This window comes from Pseudomonas sp. 9.1(2019) (genome assembly GCF_009910445.1).
In the GTDB taxonomy this organism is placed as follows: Bacteria; Pseudomonadota; Gammaproteobacteria; order Pseudomonadales; family Pseudomonadaceae; genus Aquipseudomonas; species Aquipseudomonas paraversuta.
Window position 1 is genome coordinate 396,262 of record NZ_VBWF01000005.1, and the last position, 15,940, is coordinate 412,201.

Here is a 15,940-nt window from a genome sequence, read left to right on the forward strand (position 1 = left end):
CGCAGCGGGCTGTGTGATAGCCTTTGGCATCATTTCCCGGACTCTGCCTCGATGGTCTCCTCGTATCCTCCTTCAGAGCGCAAGCTCTATCAGAAAATCGCCGACCGGCTGCGTGAATACATCGTCCAGGGCGACTTCAAGGTCGGCTCGCGCTTGCCTCCCGAGCGCGATCTGACCCAGTTGCTGGGGGTGTCGCGGCCGTCGCTGCGCGAGGCGCTGATTGCCCTGGAAATCGAAGGCAGTATCGAAATCAGGATGGGTTCCGGGGTCTATGTGGCTGCGCGCCTGCAAGAGGGTGGCACACGCACCGTAACCCTCGGCGAGAGCCCCAACGAGTTGATGCAGGCCCGGGCGCTGATCGAAGGCGAAGCCGTGGTGCTGGCGTGCCTGCACGGGAAAAAAAGCGATTATCGCTACCTGCAGGACTGCATCGATGCCATGCGCGCGAGCATCGAAGCCAATCGTCCGCCCCTGGCTGACGACCGCAAGTTTCACCATCGGCTGGCAAAAATGACCGGCAACTCGGCGTTGGTGCGGATCATCACCTCGCTGTTCGATGAGCGCCACAGCCCGATCTCATCGCACCTCAGCGAGCATCTGGAAAACCCAGGCACCTGGGACGCCGCGGTGATCGAACACCAGGCGATCCTGCGGGCACTGGAATGCAAAGACGTGATCGCTGCCCAGACAGCCATGCGCCAGCATCTGCTGCGCTCCGAAGCGCGCTGGCTGGTGGCGCTGGAGGCGGAGTAAGCAGGCACTTCCAGGGTTTGCCCGGTGGTTACTTGAGTCCCCCATGCTGGTTGTGAGCGTTCCTCGTTACCAGCACGGATAGGGTTGGGAACCGGACCCTGCGCCAGCATTCAGACGATCGACCTGTCTCCAGGTATTAACCCACCATGCCAATGCCTTCAGAATGACTGAGTTCATGGACACCCTTAAAATATTGGCTTGTTCATTTATTTGATGGACTTGTCCTTTTTTAAACTTGCAGGGCAGATGTTTGATGTTGTCGGGCGGGGTGCGCAGATCAATACGAGTGACCTCGGCTTTATGTTCATTGCCATAACGGGATGTTAAAAGTGCCAGTATCACCTTGAGGTCAGACAACTGGTCGGTCCATTGCACCCAGGCTTGTTTGATTTCGCCGTTGATACTGCGGTCATGGCGGGCGGCCAGAAAAGCCAGCGATTCATAGAGGTTCTGCGGAATACTCAATTCGAGTTTGTCAGCAGGTTCAACGTTAAATGCAGGGCTGGTATTCATGGTGCTTCTTCCTCCTTGAGTGTGGGGTATATTCCTAAGGCAACATTGTTTTTATTGGCGTCGCGGGTTAGAAAAGTCCGTTGCTAAAGCCGATAAGCAGCCGTCACCAACCCTTAAACTATCGAGTTTAATAGTCGGTTTAAAATATAGTTAAATCAGTGTTATCGGTATCGCCCATGCCCGTGCAAGGGGGCTGATTTCAGTTCTATTTTTATAACGGTTGTCCGGTTTTAGACTTGACTACTATAACTTAAGCCAAATAGTTAATCCAAACCTATCCATTTTTCTTGAACGGGTCGAGTCACTGTAGTTACCTGTCTGAGGCGCAGGGTTCAATGGCTTATTTAAAGGTAACATCAATATTCGCAGAGGCTCGAAAGGGGCCGACTTTCGGATTGGTATTGAGCCATTTCAAGCTCGCCAGAAAGTTTTTCCTGACGCTGGAGCCATTCACCAGTCCCATTTCCACGGGGGTATTCATGGGGATGAAGGTCAACGGCGTGTCTTGTTGTGACAGTAAAATTCCGAAGCCGCTGTCGCTGGTCGGCAGAATGGTCGTGGTGTCCTGCACGGGGTAAGTCGAGCTGAAACTGGCGTTCAATACCTGGCCCTGGCAGTCCTGACCACTCTCCGGGCCCGAGGTGTCGGCAGTCACGGAAAAGGGCACCTGTTTCTCTATAAAGCCGACCCGCGCATTCTGCCGCGGGATGCTGCCAAAGTTTACCGCCGAGCCATTATTGGCACTGACCGTTATTTTCGGATTGCAGGAGATGAAACGGATATTGCCCAACCCGGAAATATAAGCGTTGAAGTTACTGTCGGCGACATTATTAAGCCCGCCTACACCGTCGACCTGAAACAAGGAATAAGCACCGGTGTTGGTGATCTTGCCGCCCGCAGGCGGCGGTGCTCCCGTGGCCTTGATATAGATTGAATACGACACGGTAATACTGAGCGACTGTGCCGGGGATAAACATCGGCTGCCCTGTTTGCGGCAGCGGGTTCCGGGGCCGACATCCTGTCTCGCGGAATTGACCAATTTGTAATCGATGCTGTTGTAGTTGACCCCGACTTCAATTGAATTATGAATATTCTTCAAATTCATTTTAGGGTCCCAATACAGATAGGCATTTTCCCCGGCGGGTTTGTTTCGGTCATCCGTACACTGGAAAGTTGAAGTGAATGTCGGGGAACGCCACAACAAGGCGCCCGCTGCTGTATTGGCAGTCGAGACCCTGATTAACTGGGCCAGCACAATATCCTGGCGAATATTGCCGTTTTCTTTACATGACAAGGCATGGCTGCTCTGCGAGAACAGTCCCAACATGATCATCAATCCGGCAGCGAGCCCCGGACGGTTATGCTTCAACAAGAAAAACATGGACTTTCCTTTTATGGTGTTACGCAGACCAGCGAAAGTTCTTGATAGCCCGTGGCCTTTTCGCCCATGGGTTTCAACTCAGGCACCTGTAACGAGCAACTTTCGCTTGGGTCTTCTCCCCACTTGACCATCAACCGGTCACCTGCAGAGGCACCCGAGATGTAAATATCTCCGTTGGTGCCCACGGTGCCGCTGTTCTTGCCTGACGCGCTGAAAATACTGGCGCCCAGGGGCGGGGAGTCAGCGTCATTGATCTTGCTGTGTACCAGCAGGCTTTGGCCGGTATGGGTTTCAAACTTCACATGGGAAATGGCGCCACGTGTGGGCACTACATCTTTGGAGGCCAGGGGAATATCCAGGCCACTGCCAATGTCTTCGGTGCGCAGCGCAACACGGTTGTGGCGATACGGGGTGGCAGAGGTCATGACCGCATACCCGGAGCCGTCGATCGCCACGCCGGGCTGGTTTTCCAGACGCACGCCCTTGGCATCTTCGGCTTCAATCAACACGAAGGTGTTCTGCAGCGGTTGGGTCAGCGTGATCCCTCCCGGGTGGGCGACGATGCCGCCGGACACACCCAGCGAAGTTTGCTGATATTCGTTGCTGTAGCTGTAACCCGCGTTGATCAGGCCCTTGCTCCCCTGATAGCCGATGTTGGCCGAGGACGTCTGCCCGGAGTATTCGTCGTGTCCGGTCTGCACCACGTAATTGAGCCGGTTGTCGTCCAGTGCAGAACCACTCAGGCCAGTGCTGTAGGTGTTACCCGACTGCTTGCTGTGACCGACACTGAAACTGGCATTCATGTCGGACGATTCCTTGCGCAAAAAGCTGAACGGAATCGAGACGGTCAGGTTGAGGCTGCGGTCCTTGTAGCCATAGTTACTGCGGCTGTCCTGATAAAAAACCCCATAGCTGGTGTTTTTGTAGCTGCTGTTAAAGCCCGCTTGCAGGGTTCGATCCTCACCGCTGCCGCCCCAGTAAGACTGGTTGCTCAGGTTGGCATACAGGGTCGAACTGCCCCCAAGGCGCTGATTGACCGACAGTTCCACACGCTGGCGTTTATTGCCGAAAGTATCGGTGTAATAGGTGCGGCGACGGGACTCGGCCCAACCCGGAACGCCCAGATTGTCATTGTCGTTTTCGTCGTAGTACTCGTTGCGGTAAGCCCCGTTTTCATAACGGTCGCGTTCGGCAACGGCATCAGTGAAATCGTAATAACCCGAGGTCGAGTAACGGTAGCCGGCTATGCGAAACTCAGTGCCCAGGTTGTTCAGCGACTTGGAGTACAGGAAGCGCACGCTCTGCCCCTGCTTGCTGTCACCACTGGCCAGGTCGGTATCGGAAAAAGACGCGTCGACCGACACGGCGCCCCAGTTACCCAGGTTTTTACCCAGGCCGGCGACGGCCGAACGATAGTTCTGCGCCATCATCAGGCCGCCGTAGGGCGTGATGTCGTACGCCATCCCGGCGGACAAGGTGCCTTGTACAAAGTTGGGCTTATAGCGGGTGGTGCCATCGTGATACTTGCCCGCTGTCAGCTGATAGTCCCAGATCCCCTCCCGCAACATATTGGGTACTGAAGAAAAGGGCAGGCTGAAACTGCTTCTGGAGCCATTGGCTTCAATGACCGTGACATCCAGATTGCCGCTCAAGGTGCTCGGGTAAATATCGGTCAGGGCAAAGGGCCCAGGAGGCACATTGGTGCTGTAGATGGTGTAACCGTTCTGCCGGACTTCAACCCGGGCACTGGTCAGCGCTACGCCATGTACCACCGGGGCATATCCGCGCAGGCTCTCGGGCAACATGTCATTGGCGCTGGACAGCTGCACGCCACGGAATTGAACACTGTCAAAAACGTTATTGTCGGTGTTGGTCTGACCGATCACCAGGCGGCTGCGCAAGGACACAATATCCGTTTGTGCCCAGGTCGAAATGTTATCGAAACTGGAGCCCGCACCCGATTGCTGGCTGAGCGTCGAGTTGTTGCGTAAACGCCAGTTGCCGAGATTGACCCCGCTGTTGAGGCTCAGGAACGAGTAATCAGAGGTTTTGTCTGCCTGATTATTGCCATAGCGGTTATGGCTGCCGTTGAAGTTGTAGTTAACAAAACCGGCATTGATGCCACGGTCATACACCTTGGGTGAAATGGAGCCTTGTGCCCGTGGCGCCAGATACAGCTGCGGCACATCGATATCCAGGTGCTGCAGTGCCGCGTCATAGTTCAGCTTTGTGCCCGGAACTTGCTGGTTCAAGGCAAAGCAATCGCTGGCATCCTGCACTTGGCGGTCGCTGAGTTTGATGCCATAGCCCTGGTAGTCCTGTGCTGACAGGCACGGCACTATGGGCTGGTCCGGGGCCGCTTTCCTGAATTCGACATCGCGATGGTCAACACGCTGGCCATTCAAATAAATATCGAACGGATAGTGTCCGGGAAGGATGTCATCGCTGCCGGATAAAGCGCTGACCTGGGCGATAGAGTCGTTGCCACGGATAAAGGAGGTATTGAACTGTTCGGTGGCCATGGCAACAGGAGAAAGCAAAAATGGCACAATAAAAAAATAACCTGCGCTGTGACCCATATTGGTGTTGCGTGCCAGCGTGGACGTTGCTGTTTTGTTGTGTACCACTTTGTGTATCCCCTGAATAACCTGACTCAATTTAACGAGACATTTTTAATCTCGGTATGGCCACCATAATTATTGATATAGGTAAACGACAGGCCATTGGCGGACTGAGCATCGGGTGGCAGTGTTATATTCAAACTGTCGTAAGGTTTCACCATGTCGGCATTGACTTTCCAGGTCTTGTTACCCTGGTTAAGCGTCAATACACCCAGGGTCACGTGCAGGGGGCCGTTATTAGTCACGATTAACTTCTGCCCTTGATGCTGCCACTTCAAGGCTTGCGCCTCAGCCTGCAAGTTGGTTTTTAACACCTCAGGGCGATAAAACAATTTAATCCGGGTGCGAATCGCAACTTGCAGCACGTTCTCCTGTTTCGGCGCCGGCGGAATTTCCTGTACGTTGATCCAGAACAACGATTCGCGATCCTGGGGTAATCCTTCGCCTGAATAAATAAAGCGCAAAATGGCGTCTTTATCCGGGGCCAGCTTTAAAATAGGGGGTGTCACAATGATCGGTATATTCTGCGGTACGCGACTCGCATCCCCCGTATCCAGCCAGCTTTGAACCATATAGGTCGCGTCGCTGTCATTATGGATAGAGAGAGATGTCGATTGATTTTCACTGTTATAAATAACCCGCGTTGCGTCCACCTGAATGCCAGCAAACGTGTTCGCGGAACAGGCGAGCAAAGCACACAAGAGTACTTTTTTCATAAAGGTTTCAGCGCTCGGAAATAGGCCGTCCTTGGCCAGTAATGCTCCAGCGGGTTTAATTACTTGTATTCGATAGAGAAGGTAGCGGTCGAGTTCGCCTGACCGGCAGTCACCACGTCCTGGTAGGACTTGTAGCGGGCGCGCAGGTTGAATGTGGCAGAACCCGGGTTGGCGCCGTCAGCGGCAACAGTGACCAGCGCCGGGCTGGTAACATCCTGGCTGATTGGCAGCGTGGCGCCATTGTGGTCCAGGACTTCAATACCTACACCGGCTGCACCGCCGGTAACGGCCAGCAACTCAGGATGACCGGCAGGGGTGTTGCCATCAAAGCGCAAGGTGTAATCACCGGCTTCACACTTTTCCAGATTGATATCGAACGCTTTGGCACCGCTGGTGGAGCCTGAAGTCGGGAATGCTGTAGTCGGGTACTTGCCCAGGTAAACTTGCTTGTTTTGGTCACGATCTGAAACTTTACAGGTGGACTGTACGATTTCACCGGTAAAGGCAACATTGCCACTTGCAGCCACTGCAGTGTAAGCAGTAACGGACAGGCTCAGTGCAGCCAGGGACACTAGAATTTTTTTCATGTTTTATTACTCATCAAATAGAGAATCAAGTAAACAGCCAGCAGAACTGCCCGGAACAAACTCGTAACTAAGCGGTGATTGAATTCACAGAAAAACCAATAATCACCATGCGAGCGCGTTCAGCAATGGCAAGGGCCATTGCTTCCAGGAACTATCGATTACGCTGTGTGAGGTCGTTTAATGTCGAATAACACACTTCTGTGTGCTGATGGCATCAACATGTTTTATGACCGGGGAAGATTATTACCGGGGGCAAACTGTCGTGTCAATACAATGGCAGAGTTGCGGATTGTTTGAGGGGTTGTCGTTTTTTTGACGTTATATGTAATGCTGGATAATAATTTTTATCGGGAAGTTGTAATTAAGACTCTTTTAAATCCCACATTGCATGAGCGTGATAAACAGAAAATCGTATGCTGGATAAGGCATTAGCTGCGGTGTTGGAACGATAGTGCAATTTGCCTGCAAGGTGCCGGATCGCCAAAAAATGGGCAGCTTTGAAAATTTGTTTGAGTGATTAATCGCTTTCAGGAGCGGTAATGGACGGCAATATTTTTTTCGCGGCCCGACAATAAACCCTCCAGACATGCAGCGCTGGATGATTAACCCTAGGTGCATTTACGCGGATTTTCACGGGGCTTGCAGAAATACGCCAAGTGGCGCGGGATCAATCCTGGCCACGCAAGCCTGGCTGCATCGTAGAGGGCAGCGTTATCAATGCCATTCAGGGGTGAGGCTCATTGAGCCGCTGTGCATCTTCTTTTTTTCCGCAGGTACAGTCCACAAGCTTTTATCACGGTCGACATATATTGATTCTATCCCGCTCCGATCTAACAGCATTAAGCGTGCGCAACGCCCGTGACTTGTGCGAACTGAAACGCCTCGATGCCCGGGTCCGCGGATACCTGAGTTCAGCTTCATCCCGGTGGTCAGCGATGAACAGGCAGCATAGGCCCCCGATGGTGGAGTCGATCAAAGACTCGCTACAGGGCGCAGGCGCAGAGCTCGGTGCCGCTGCACAGCAGTGTGAGTCCTGCTTGAACTTGATTGGCGGATTCAGCTGGGGATATAGGGAGGAGGGGGGTACAGCGGATAGGGGCAGGCAGGGGTAGATCGTCAGGCACAAAAAAACCGGCTCGGTGGCCGGTTTCTCTGTGCTGCAAGTCCTGTAAGAAACTTGCAGTTGCTGCTGTTTGGTGCCCCGAGGGAGACTCGAACTCCCACTTCTTGCGAAAACGGATTTTGAATCCGCCGCGTCTACCAATTCCGCCATCAGGGCTCAATGGCGGCGAAGTATAGAGATGAGGTTTAGGTCGGTCAACAACTTATTGGTCTATTTTTACTAAGTCCGTTAAACTTCCCGGCCCTGCTAGACGAAACCTATCATGCGCGTTGCTGACTTTACTTTCGAGCTCCCTGATTCACTCATCGCACGCCATCCTTTGGCGGAGCGCCGCAACAGTCGCCTGCTGACCCTGGATGGGGAGAGCGGGGCACTGGCACATCGTCAATTCACTGATTTGCTTGAGCATTTACGCCCGGGCGATCTGATGGTGTTTAACAATACCCGGGTAATTCCTGCTCGCTTGTTCGGCCAGAAGGCCTCGGGCGGCAAGCTGGAAATTCTGGTTGAGCGGGTGCTCGACAGTCATCGGGTACTGGCGCATGTGCGCTCCAGCAAGTCGCCGAAACCAGGGTCGAAAATCCTGATTGATGGCGGCGGCGAAGCCGAGATGCTGGCGCGCCACGATGCGTTGTTCGAGCTGGGCTTTGCCGAGGAGGTTTTGCCTCTGCTGGACCGCGTCGGGCATATGCCGCTGCCACCTTATATCGACCGTCCGGATGAAGGTTCGGACCGCGAGCGCTATCAGACGGTGTACGCCGAGCGCCTCGGTGCGGTCGCGGCACCGACGGCGGGGCTGCACTTCGATGAGCCGTTGATGCAGGCGATTGCCGCCAAGGGCGTCGAGACTGCGTTCGTGACCCTGCACGTAGGTGCCGGTACGTTCCAGCCGGTGCGGGTCGAGCGTCTTGAAGATCACCATATGCACACTGAATGGCTGGAAGTCGGCCAGGATGTGGTGGATGCCGTGGCGGCGTGCCGTGCACGGGGCGGGCGGGTGATTGCGGTAGGTACGACCAGCGTCCGTTCGCTGGAGAGTGCTGCCCGCGATGGCGTGCTCAAGCCGTTCAGTGGCGATACCGATATCTTTATCTTCCCGGGCAGGCCGTTCCATGTGGTCGATGCCCTGGTGACCAATTTCCATTTGCCAGAATCCACGCTGCTGATGCTGGTTTCGGCGTTCGCCGGTTATCCCGAAACCATGGCGGCCTATAAGGCTGCGGTTGAGCATGGGTACCGCTTCTTTAGTTACGGTGATGCAATGTTCATCACCCGCAATCCTGCGCCGACGGCTCCTGCCCCGGCCCCTGAGGATCAAGCATGAGCAACTGTCGTATGTCTTTCGAGCTGCTTGCCACTGATGGCAAGGCTCGTCGCGGTCGTCTGACCTTTCCCCGCGGTGTGGTCGAGACCCCGGCCTTCATGCCGGTCGGTACCTACGGCACGGTCAAGGGGATGCTGCCGCGCGATATCGTCGATACCGGCGCGCAGATGATTCTGGGCAACACCTTTCACCTGTGGTTGCGTCCTGGCACTGAAGTGATCAAGAAGCACGGCGACCTGCACGATTTCATGAAGTGGCAAGGTCCGATCCTGACCGATTCGGGTGGTTTCCAGGTGTTCAGCCTGGGCGCCATGCGCAAGATCAAGGAAGAGGGCGTGACCTTTGCTTCGCCGGTTGATGGCGCCAAGGTGTTCATGGGGCCGGAAGAGTCGATGCAGGTCCAGCGCGATCTGGGCTCCGACGTGGTGATGATTTTTGACGAGTGCACGCCGTACCCGGCCGATGAAGACGTGGCGCGGGTTTCCATGGAGCTGTCGTTGCGCTGGGCCCAGCGTTCCAAGATTGCCCATGGTGACAACACGGCGGCCTTGTTCGGCATCGTTCAGGGCGGCATGCACCAGAACCTGCGCGAGCGTTCGCTCGAAGGCCTGAACAAGATCGGTTTTGATGGCCTGGCCATCGGCGGTCTGTCGGTGGGCGAGCCCAAGCACGAAATGATCAAGGTGCTGGATTACCTGCCCGGGATGATGCCTGCTGACAAACCTCGTTACCTTATGGGAGTTGGCAAGCCGGAAGATCTGGTTGAGGGTGTGCGCCGCGGTGTGGACATGTTCGATTGCGTGATGCCAACCCGCAATGCCCGCAACGGGCATCTGTTTATTGATACCGGTGTAATCAAGATCCGTAACGCGTTTCATCGCCATGATGATTCGCCGCTGGATCCGACCTGTGACTGCTATACGTGCCAGAACTTCTCCCGCGCTTATCTGCATCATCTGGACAAGTGCGGCGAAATGCTGGGGAGCATGCTCAATACCATCCATAATTTGCGGCACTATCAGGTGCTCATGGCTGGTTTGCGCGAGTCTATTCAACAGGGTACATTGGCCACCTTTGTCGACGCCTTCTATGCCAAGCGCGGGCTGCCTGTGCCGCCCTTGGACTGAGTTTCGGACCTTTAAGAAACAACATTGCAACTGGAGTGCTTAATGAGCTTTTTCATCTCTTCCGCTTTCGCGGACGCTGCTGCACCTGCCGCTGCTGGCCCTATGGGTGGCGGTTTTGAATGGATTTTCCTGGTCGGCTTCCTGGTCATCTTCTATCTGATGATCTGGCGTCCACAGGCCAAGCGCGCCAAAGAGCAGAAAGCCCTGTTGGGTAACCTGCAAAAAGGTGACGAGATCGTAACTACTGGCGGCATCGCCGGCAAAATCGTCAAAGTTTCCGATGCGTTCGTTGTGATTGAAGTGTCGGACACTGTTGAACTGAAAATTCAGAAAGGCTCTGTTGCAGCCACGTTGCCTAAAGGCACGCTGAAAGCGATCTAAAGTTTCAACTTTTAACAATCGACGGGGCGCGCAAGGCGCCCCGCGTTTTAAGCGGGCGGCGTGATTGATGCTGAACAAATACCCTCTGTGGAAATACATTCTGATCCTGGCTGTGCTGGCGATCGGTTTTATTTATTCCGCTCCCAATCTGTACCCTGATGACCCGGCAATCCAGATTTCGGGTGCGAGCACGGCTTTGCAGGTCAGCCAGGCTGATCTGGATCGTGCAAGCAAGGCACTGACCGATGCAGGCATTGAAGTCAAGGGAGCCTCTTTGGCCCAGGGCGGCAAAGGTGGTTTGCTGCGTCTGGTCAAGAAAGACGACCAGTTACCCGCCAAGGATGTGGTGCGCAAGGCTTTGGGTGACGACTATGTCGTAGCGCTCAACCTGGCACAGACCACGCCGCAATGGTTGCGTAGTCTGGGTGCTCACCCGATGAAGCTGGGTCTGGACTTGTCTGGTGGTGTGCACTTCCTGCTGGAAGTGGACATGGATAAAGCCGTCGATGCGCGTATGAAAGTGTACGAAGGCGATGTCAAAAGTCTGCTGCGTAAAGAGAAGGTGCGTTATCGCAGCCTGCCGCAACTCAATGGCGCCATTCAGTTGGGTTTCACTGATGAAGCGGTCCGTGAGCAAGCGCGTAGTCTGATCCGCAAGAACTTCAATGACTTTGACGTAACCACAGCCGATCTCAATGGTCAGCCGGTTCTGCGTCTGGCGATGACCCCGGCCAAGCTGGCGGAAATCCGTGAGTATTCCATCAAGCAAAACCTGACAACGGTCCGTAACCGGGTCAACGAGTTGGGTGTTGCCGAGCCTCTGGTTCAGCGTCAGGGTGCCAACCGCATCGTGGTTGAACTGCCGGGCGTGCAAGACACCGCCGAAGCCAAGCGTATTCTGGGCAAGACGGCCAACCTTGAGTTCCGTCTGGCAGCAGAGCCGGGCGCTTCCAAAGCCACTTCCGAGACGTTCGAATTCCGCGAAGGCAATCGTCCTGGCGCGCAAATCGAGCGCGGTCTGATCATCACCGGTGACCAGGTGACAGACGCTCAGGCAGGCTTTGACGAGCACGGTCGTCCACAGGTGAACATCAAGCTTGATGGTCACGGTGGCGAGCTGATGAGTCGTTCGACCCGCAGCAACGTGGGCCGCAGCATGGCGGTAATCTTCATCGAGCAGCGCCCGGTGACGACTTACACCAAGCAAGTGGTCGACGGTGTCGAGAAGGACGTGCCGACCCAGACGTTCAAGGAAGACAAGAAGATCATCAGCCTGGCGACCATCCAGTCGCCACTGGGCAGCCAGTTCCGTATTACCGGCCTGAATGGCCAGGGTGAGGCTTCCGAGCTTGCCTTGCTGTTGCGTGCCGGTGGTCTGGCAGCGCCAATGTACTTCGCTGAAGAGCGCACCATTGGTCCGAGCCTGGGTGCTGACAACATCACCAAGGGTATCGATGCATCGCTGTGGGGCATGCTGTTCGTGTCGATCTTCATCATTGCCATCTACCGTTTCTTCGGTGTGATTGCGACGGTGGCACTGGCGGGCAACATGGTCTTGCTGCTGGCTCTGATGTCGGTGCTGGGTGCAACCCTGACCCTGCCGGGGATTGCCGGTATCGTCTTGACCATGGGTATGGCGGTCGATGCCAACGTGCTGATCTTCTCGCGGATTCGTGAAGAGATCGCCAATGGCATGACGGTGCAGCGAGCGATCAATGAAGGCTTCAGTCGTGCATTTACGGCGATTGTCGACTCCAACCTGACAACTCTGCTGGTTGGCGGGATTCTCTTTGCCATGGGTACCGGGCCGGTCAAAGGCTTTGCGGTGACCATGTCCCTCGGGATCTTTACCTCGATGTTCACGGCCATTATGGTGACCCGCGCAATGGTCAACCTTGTGTACGGCGGTCGGGACTTCAAGAAGTTGTGGATTTAAGGGGCTGCCATGTTACGTACAATCAACTTCATGGGCGTTCGCAACGTTGCGTTCGGCGTCACTGTAGTACTCACCGTGCTGGCTTTGTTCAGCATGTTCCACAAGGGCATGAACTACGGCCTGGACTTCACTGGCGGTACGCTCATCGAGCTGACCTACGAGAAGCCGGCAGACCTGACCAAGGTGCGTACCGAGCTTGCCTCGGCAGGCTTCCATGACGCTGTAGTACAGAGCTTTGGTGCTACCACCGACCTGCTGGTGCGTATGCCTGGCGATGATCCGTTGCTGGGCAACAAGGTTGCAGCGGCACTGGGGCAGGCCGATACGGCTAACCCTGCGGTCATCAAGCGCGTTGAGTTCGTGGGCCCGCAAGTGGGTGAAGAGCTGCGCGACCAGGGCGGCCTCGGCATGCTGATGGCGCTGGGCGGCATCATGCTGTACCTGGCCTTCCGCTTTCAGTGGAAGTTCGCGGTGGGCGCGATCGTGTCTCTGGTTCACGACGTGATCGTGACCATGGGTGTGCTGTCGTTCTTCCAGATTACCTTCGACCTGACGGTGCTGGCGGCGGTGCTGGCCATTATTGGCTACTCGCTCAACGACACCATCGTGGTATTCGACCGGGTGCGGGAGAACTTCCGGGTGCTGCGCAAGGCCAGCCTGATCGATAACATCAACATCTCGACCACGCAAACCCTGTTGCGCACCATGGCGACCTCGATCTCCACCCTGTTGGCGATCGCGGCATTGCTGATCTTCGGTGGCGATAACCTGTGGGGCTTCTCGATCGCGCTGTTCGTGGGCGTATTGGCGGGTACTTACTCGTCGATCTACATCGCCAACGTGGTGCTGATCTGGTTGAACCTGAGTGCCGAGGATTTGATTCCTCCTGTTGTGACCGACAAGGAGATCGATGACCGTCCATAACGGTTAATCATCTTCGAGTTGTTACCTAAAAAGGCGCGAGTATTGAACTCGCGCCTTTTTTTGTGCTCCAAGGCTGGGATTAGCGTGGGATTTTTCCCATCTGTGATGGTTTGGAGGTTCAAGTGAACAAGTCTTTGCTGGTAGGTGCTGTTTTAGGTGCGGTGGCTGTGACCGCCGGGGGCGCTTTTGCCACCTACACCCTGGTTAAAGGCCCTGAGTCTGCGCAGGTATTGGCTGTTCGGCCGGTCACGCAACAGATCAAGACACCGCGTGAGGTGTGCAAGGATGTGACTGTGACGCGTCAGGCGCCGGTCAAGGATCAGCATCAGATCGTCGGTAGCGTACTGGGTGCAGTCGCTGGTGGTTTGCTGGGTAATCAGGTGGGTGGTGGTAACGGCAAGAAGATCGCCACGGTGGCCGGTGCGGTCGGTGGTGGCTATGCCGGTAACAAGGTTCAGGAAGGCATGCAGAACCGCGATACCTATACCACGACGCAAACGCGCTGCAACACGGTCAACGACATCAGCGACAAGGTTGTCGGTTATGACGTGCGTTACTCGCTGGATGGCAAGGAAGGCAAGGTGCGGATGGATCATGAGCCGGGCAATGAAATTGCCGTCGACAAGCAGGGCAAGTTGATCCTGAATTAATGCCACTGCCGGGGCGGGCTGTTCAGCGGGGCATTGCGGATATCGAGTCTGCTGGTATGTAGCTCGCTCCTGCAGGTATCCGGAGTCCGGTCAAAGGTTGGCCAGGTCTTTGTTGGAATGGCAGTCAAAAAAAAGCACCCCGAAGGGTGCTTTTTTTATGCGCGGAGTTCGCTTAGCGTTTCAGCGAGGCCGGCAGGTGTGGCTGGATTGCGGTCAGTACAGCTTTGAAGCACTTGGTGTTGCCGGCAACGATGTGGCCTTTTTCAAGGAAATCGTGGCCGCCGGTGAAGTCGCTGACGAGACCGCCGGCTTCCTGGATCAGCAGGGCGCCTGCTGCCATGTCCCACTCGGACAGGCCCGACTCCCAGAATGCGTCATAACGGCCGGCTGCAACGTAAGCCAGGTCCAGGCTGGCAGCACCGGCGCGGCGGATGCCGGCAGTCTGGCCAACCAGGCTGCGGAACATGCCTAGGTAGTTATCCAGGTTGTCCATCTGGTTGTCGCGGAACGGGAAGCCGGTACCCAGCAGGGCGCCATCAAGGCTGGTGCGACCGCTGACACGCAGGCGGCGACCATTGAGCTGGGCGCCACGGCCACGGCTGGCGGTGAATTCTTCCTGGCGAACCGGGTCGAGAACCACTGCGTGCTCAAGGCGGCCACGGTATTTGCAGGCGATGCTTACGGCGAAGTGTGGAACGCCGCGCAGGAAGTTGGTGGTGCCATCCAGCGGATCGATGATCCACAGGTAGTCTTCACCTTCACCGCTGCCTGGGTGCATGCCGGTTTCTTCACCGCGGATGCCGTGTGTCGGGTAGGCCTTGCGCAAGGCGTCGATGATTTTCTGTTCAGCAGCACGATCGACTTCAGAGACGTAATCCTTGGCGTCTTTTTCGTCGACCTTGATGGTATCCAGGCGCTCGATGGAGCGGAAAATCAATTCACTGGCGCTGCGGGCGGCGCGCAGCGCGATATTCAGCATGGGCTGCATGGACGTTTCACCTAGGTCGTTAAAGAAAGCCGAATATTCTATCAGAAAAGTTCAGTAGATGAAGGTTTGCATTAGCTTTCGTAGCTTATGGCGTTTCGCTTAGGTAAGATTTGCTCCCTTTTGTTGGCCTGTGAGCGCTTCCTTTGCTGCCTAATATTCGTGTCGTTCTGGTCAATACCAGTCATCCCGGGAACATCGGCGGTGCTGCGCGTGCCATGAAAAACATGGGATTGTCGCGGCTGGTTCTGGTGGAGCCCAGGTTGTTTCCACACCATGAGGCTGATGCCCGGGCGTCGGGGGCGGGTGACATTCTTGAAAATGCACAAGTCGTTGCCACCCTGGAAGATGCCCTGGTGGGTTGTAATCTGGTGCTGGGCACCAGTGCCCGTGATCGTCGTATCCCCTGGCCGCTGCTGGACCCGCGCGAGTGCGGGCAGAAAGTGGTGGAAGAAGCGGGGCAGGGGGCTGAAATCGCCCTGGTGTTCGGTCGTGAAGATTCCGGCCTGACCAATGAAGAGCTGCAGCGTTGCCACTTTCATGTGCATATCCCTTCGGACCCCGAATTCAGCTCTCTGAATCTGGGTGCTGCCGTGCAGGTCTTGAGCTACGAGATCCGCATGTCATGGCTGGCGGCTCAGGGTCAGCCGAGCAAAATCGAAAAAGAGGAAGTGGCTTCCACTAAAAGTGGCGAGCTGGCGACCATGGATGAGCTGGAGCGCTTCTATGAGCATCTGGAGCAGACCCTGGTGGCCATCGAGTTCATGGATCCGGAAAAACCGCGTCACCTCATGGCGCGCTTGCGCCGACTGTACGGGCGCAGCTCGGTCAGTCGTGCAGAAATGAACATTTTGCGTGGCATTCTCACCGAAACCCAAAAAGCAGCTCGTGGCGAGTTGCTCAAGCGCAAGGATTAATG

Annotated in this window: 14 protein-coding genes and 1 tRNA gene; 8 read left to right on the plus strand and 7 right to left on the minus strand. The window is 55.6% G+C overall.

Annotated elements, in window-relative coordinates; all coding sequences use genetic code 11:
- Window positions 1–51 precede the first annotated feature (51 nt).
- Entirely contained in the window at window positions 52–753 is a 702-nt protein-coding gene (locus FEZ21_RS07860; RefSeq protein WP_003443407.1) for a FadR/GntR family transcriptional regulator, read from the plus strand.
- Between the two features lie 66 nt (window positions 754–819).
- On the opposite strand, the gene FEZ21_RS07865 is transcribed toward FEZ21_RS07860, so the two are convergent.
- The 6 genes from FEZ21_RS07865 to FEZ21_RS07890 all read right to left on the minus strand — a co-directional run bounded on the left by FEZ21_RS07865 (window position 820) and on the right by FEZ21_RS07890 (window position 7,850).
- Window positions 820–1,266, minus strand: coding sequence for a hypothetical protein (locus FEZ21_RS07865; protein WP_003443405.1), 447 nt, complete (start codon window positions 1,264–1,266; stop codon window positions 820–822).
- Between the two features lie 340 nt (window positions 1,267–1,606).
- Window positions 1,607–2,647 (minus strand): fimbrial protein, encoded by a 1,041-nt coding sequence (locus FEZ21_RS07870; protein WP_160626824.1) that lies wholly within the window; start codon window positions 2,645–2,647, stop codon window positions 1,607–1,609.
- 11 nt (window positions 2,648–2,658) lie between these two features.
- The gene (locus FEZ21_RS07875; RefSeq protein ID WP_238143952.1) at window positions 2,659–5,196 is read right to left on the minus strand and encodes a fimbria/pilus outer membrane usher protein; all 2,538 of its coding nucleotides are present in this window, start codon (window positions 5,194–5,196) and stop codon (window positions 2,659–2,661) included.
- Between the two features lie 104 nt (window positions 5,197–5,300).
- Window positions 5,301–5,984: a molecular chaperone gene (locus FEZ21_RS07880; RefSeq protein WP_127196105.1), complete on the minus strand. Its 684-nt coding sequence runs from the start codon at window positions 5,982–5,984 to the stop codon at window positions 5,301–5,303.
- Window positions 5,985–6,043: 59 nt separating this feature from the next.
- The gene (locus FEZ21_RS07885) at window positions 6,044–6,571 is read right to left on the minus strand and encodes a fimbrial protein (RefSeq protein WP_003443401.1); all 528 of its coding nucleotides are present in this window, start codon (window positions 6,569–6,571) and stop codon (window positions 6,044–6,046) included.
- Between the two features lie 1,194 nt (window positions 6,572–7,765).
- A tRNA-Leu gene (locus tag FEZ21_RS07890) sits at window positions 7,766–7,850 on the minus strand.
- Window positions 7,851–7,956: 106 nt separating this feature from the next.
- On the opposite strand from FEZ21_RS07890, the gene queA reads away from it, so the two are divergent.
- The 6 genes from queA to FEZ21_RS07920 all read left to right on the plus strand — a co-directional run bounded on the left by queA (window position 7,957) and on the right by FEZ21_RS07920 (window position 14,036).
- Complete coding sequence (queA, locus tag FEZ21_RS07895) at window positions 7,957–9,018, plus strand: tRNA preQ1(34) S-adenosylmethionine ribosyltransferase-isomerase QueA (protein WP_003443400.1); 1,062 nt, start codon at window positions 7,957–7,959, stop codon at window positions 9,016–9,018.
- A gap of 11 nt (window positions 9,019–9,029) precedes the next feature.
- Window positions 9,030–10,145, plus strand: coding sequence for a tRNA guanosine(34) transglycosylase Tgt (gene tgt, locus FEZ21_RS07900; protein WP_003443399.1), 1,116 nt, complete (start codon window positions 9,030–9,032; stop codon window positions 10,143–10,145).
- Window positions 10,146–10,187: 42 nt separating this feature from the next.
- Window positions 10,188–10,526, plus strand: a complete 339-nt coding sequence (gene yajC, locus FEZ21_RS07905; RefSeq protein ID WP_003443398.1) for a preprotein translocase subunit YajC — start codon at window positions 10,188–10,190, stop codon at window positions 10,524–10,526.
- Window positions 10,527–10,593: 67 nt separating this feature from the next.
- Window positions 10,594–12,462, plus strand: coding sequence for a protein translocase subunit SecD (gene secD, locus FEZ21_RS07910; protein ID WP_160626826.1), 1,869 nt, complete (start codon window positions 10,594–10,596; stop codon window positions 12,460–12,462).
- 9 nt (window positions 12,463–12,471) lie between these two features.
- A complete protein-coding gene (gene secF / locus FEZ21_RS07915) occupies window positions 12,472–13,386 on the plus strand; it encodes a protein translocase subunit SecF (protein ID WP_003443393.1) in 915 nt (304 codons plus the stop codon).
- 122 nt (window positions 13,387–13,508) lie between these two features.
- Window positions 13,509–14,036 (plus strand): glycine zipper 2TM domain-containing protein, encoded by a 528-nt coding sequence (locus FEZ21_RS07920; protein WP_160626828.1) that lies wholly within the window; start codon window positions 13,509–13,511, stop codon window positions 14,034–14,036.
- A gap of 172 nt (window positions 14,037–14,208) precedes the next feature.
- Here FEZ21_RS07920 and suhB read toward each other — a convergent pair whose 3' ends face one another.
- The gene (gene suhB, locus FEZ21_RS07925; protein WP_003443386.1) at window positions 14,209–15,024 is read right to left on the minus strand and encodes an inositol-phosphate phosphatase; all 816 of its coding nucleotides are present in this window, start codon (window positions 15,022–15,024) and stop codon (window positions 14,209–14,211) included.
- 143 nt (window positions 15,025–15,167) lie between these two features.
- Here suhB and trmJ point away from each other — a divergent pair, with 143 nt between their 5' ends.
- On the plus strand, window positions 15,168–15,938 hold the full coding sequence (trmJ, locus tag FEZ21_RS07930; RefSeq protein WP_003443383.1) for a tRNA (cytosine(32)/uridine(32)-2'-O)-methyltransferase TrmJ: 771 nt from the start codon (window positions 15,168–15,170) through the stop codon (window positions 15,936–15,938).
- Window positions 15,939–15,940: the final 2 nt, after the last annotated feature.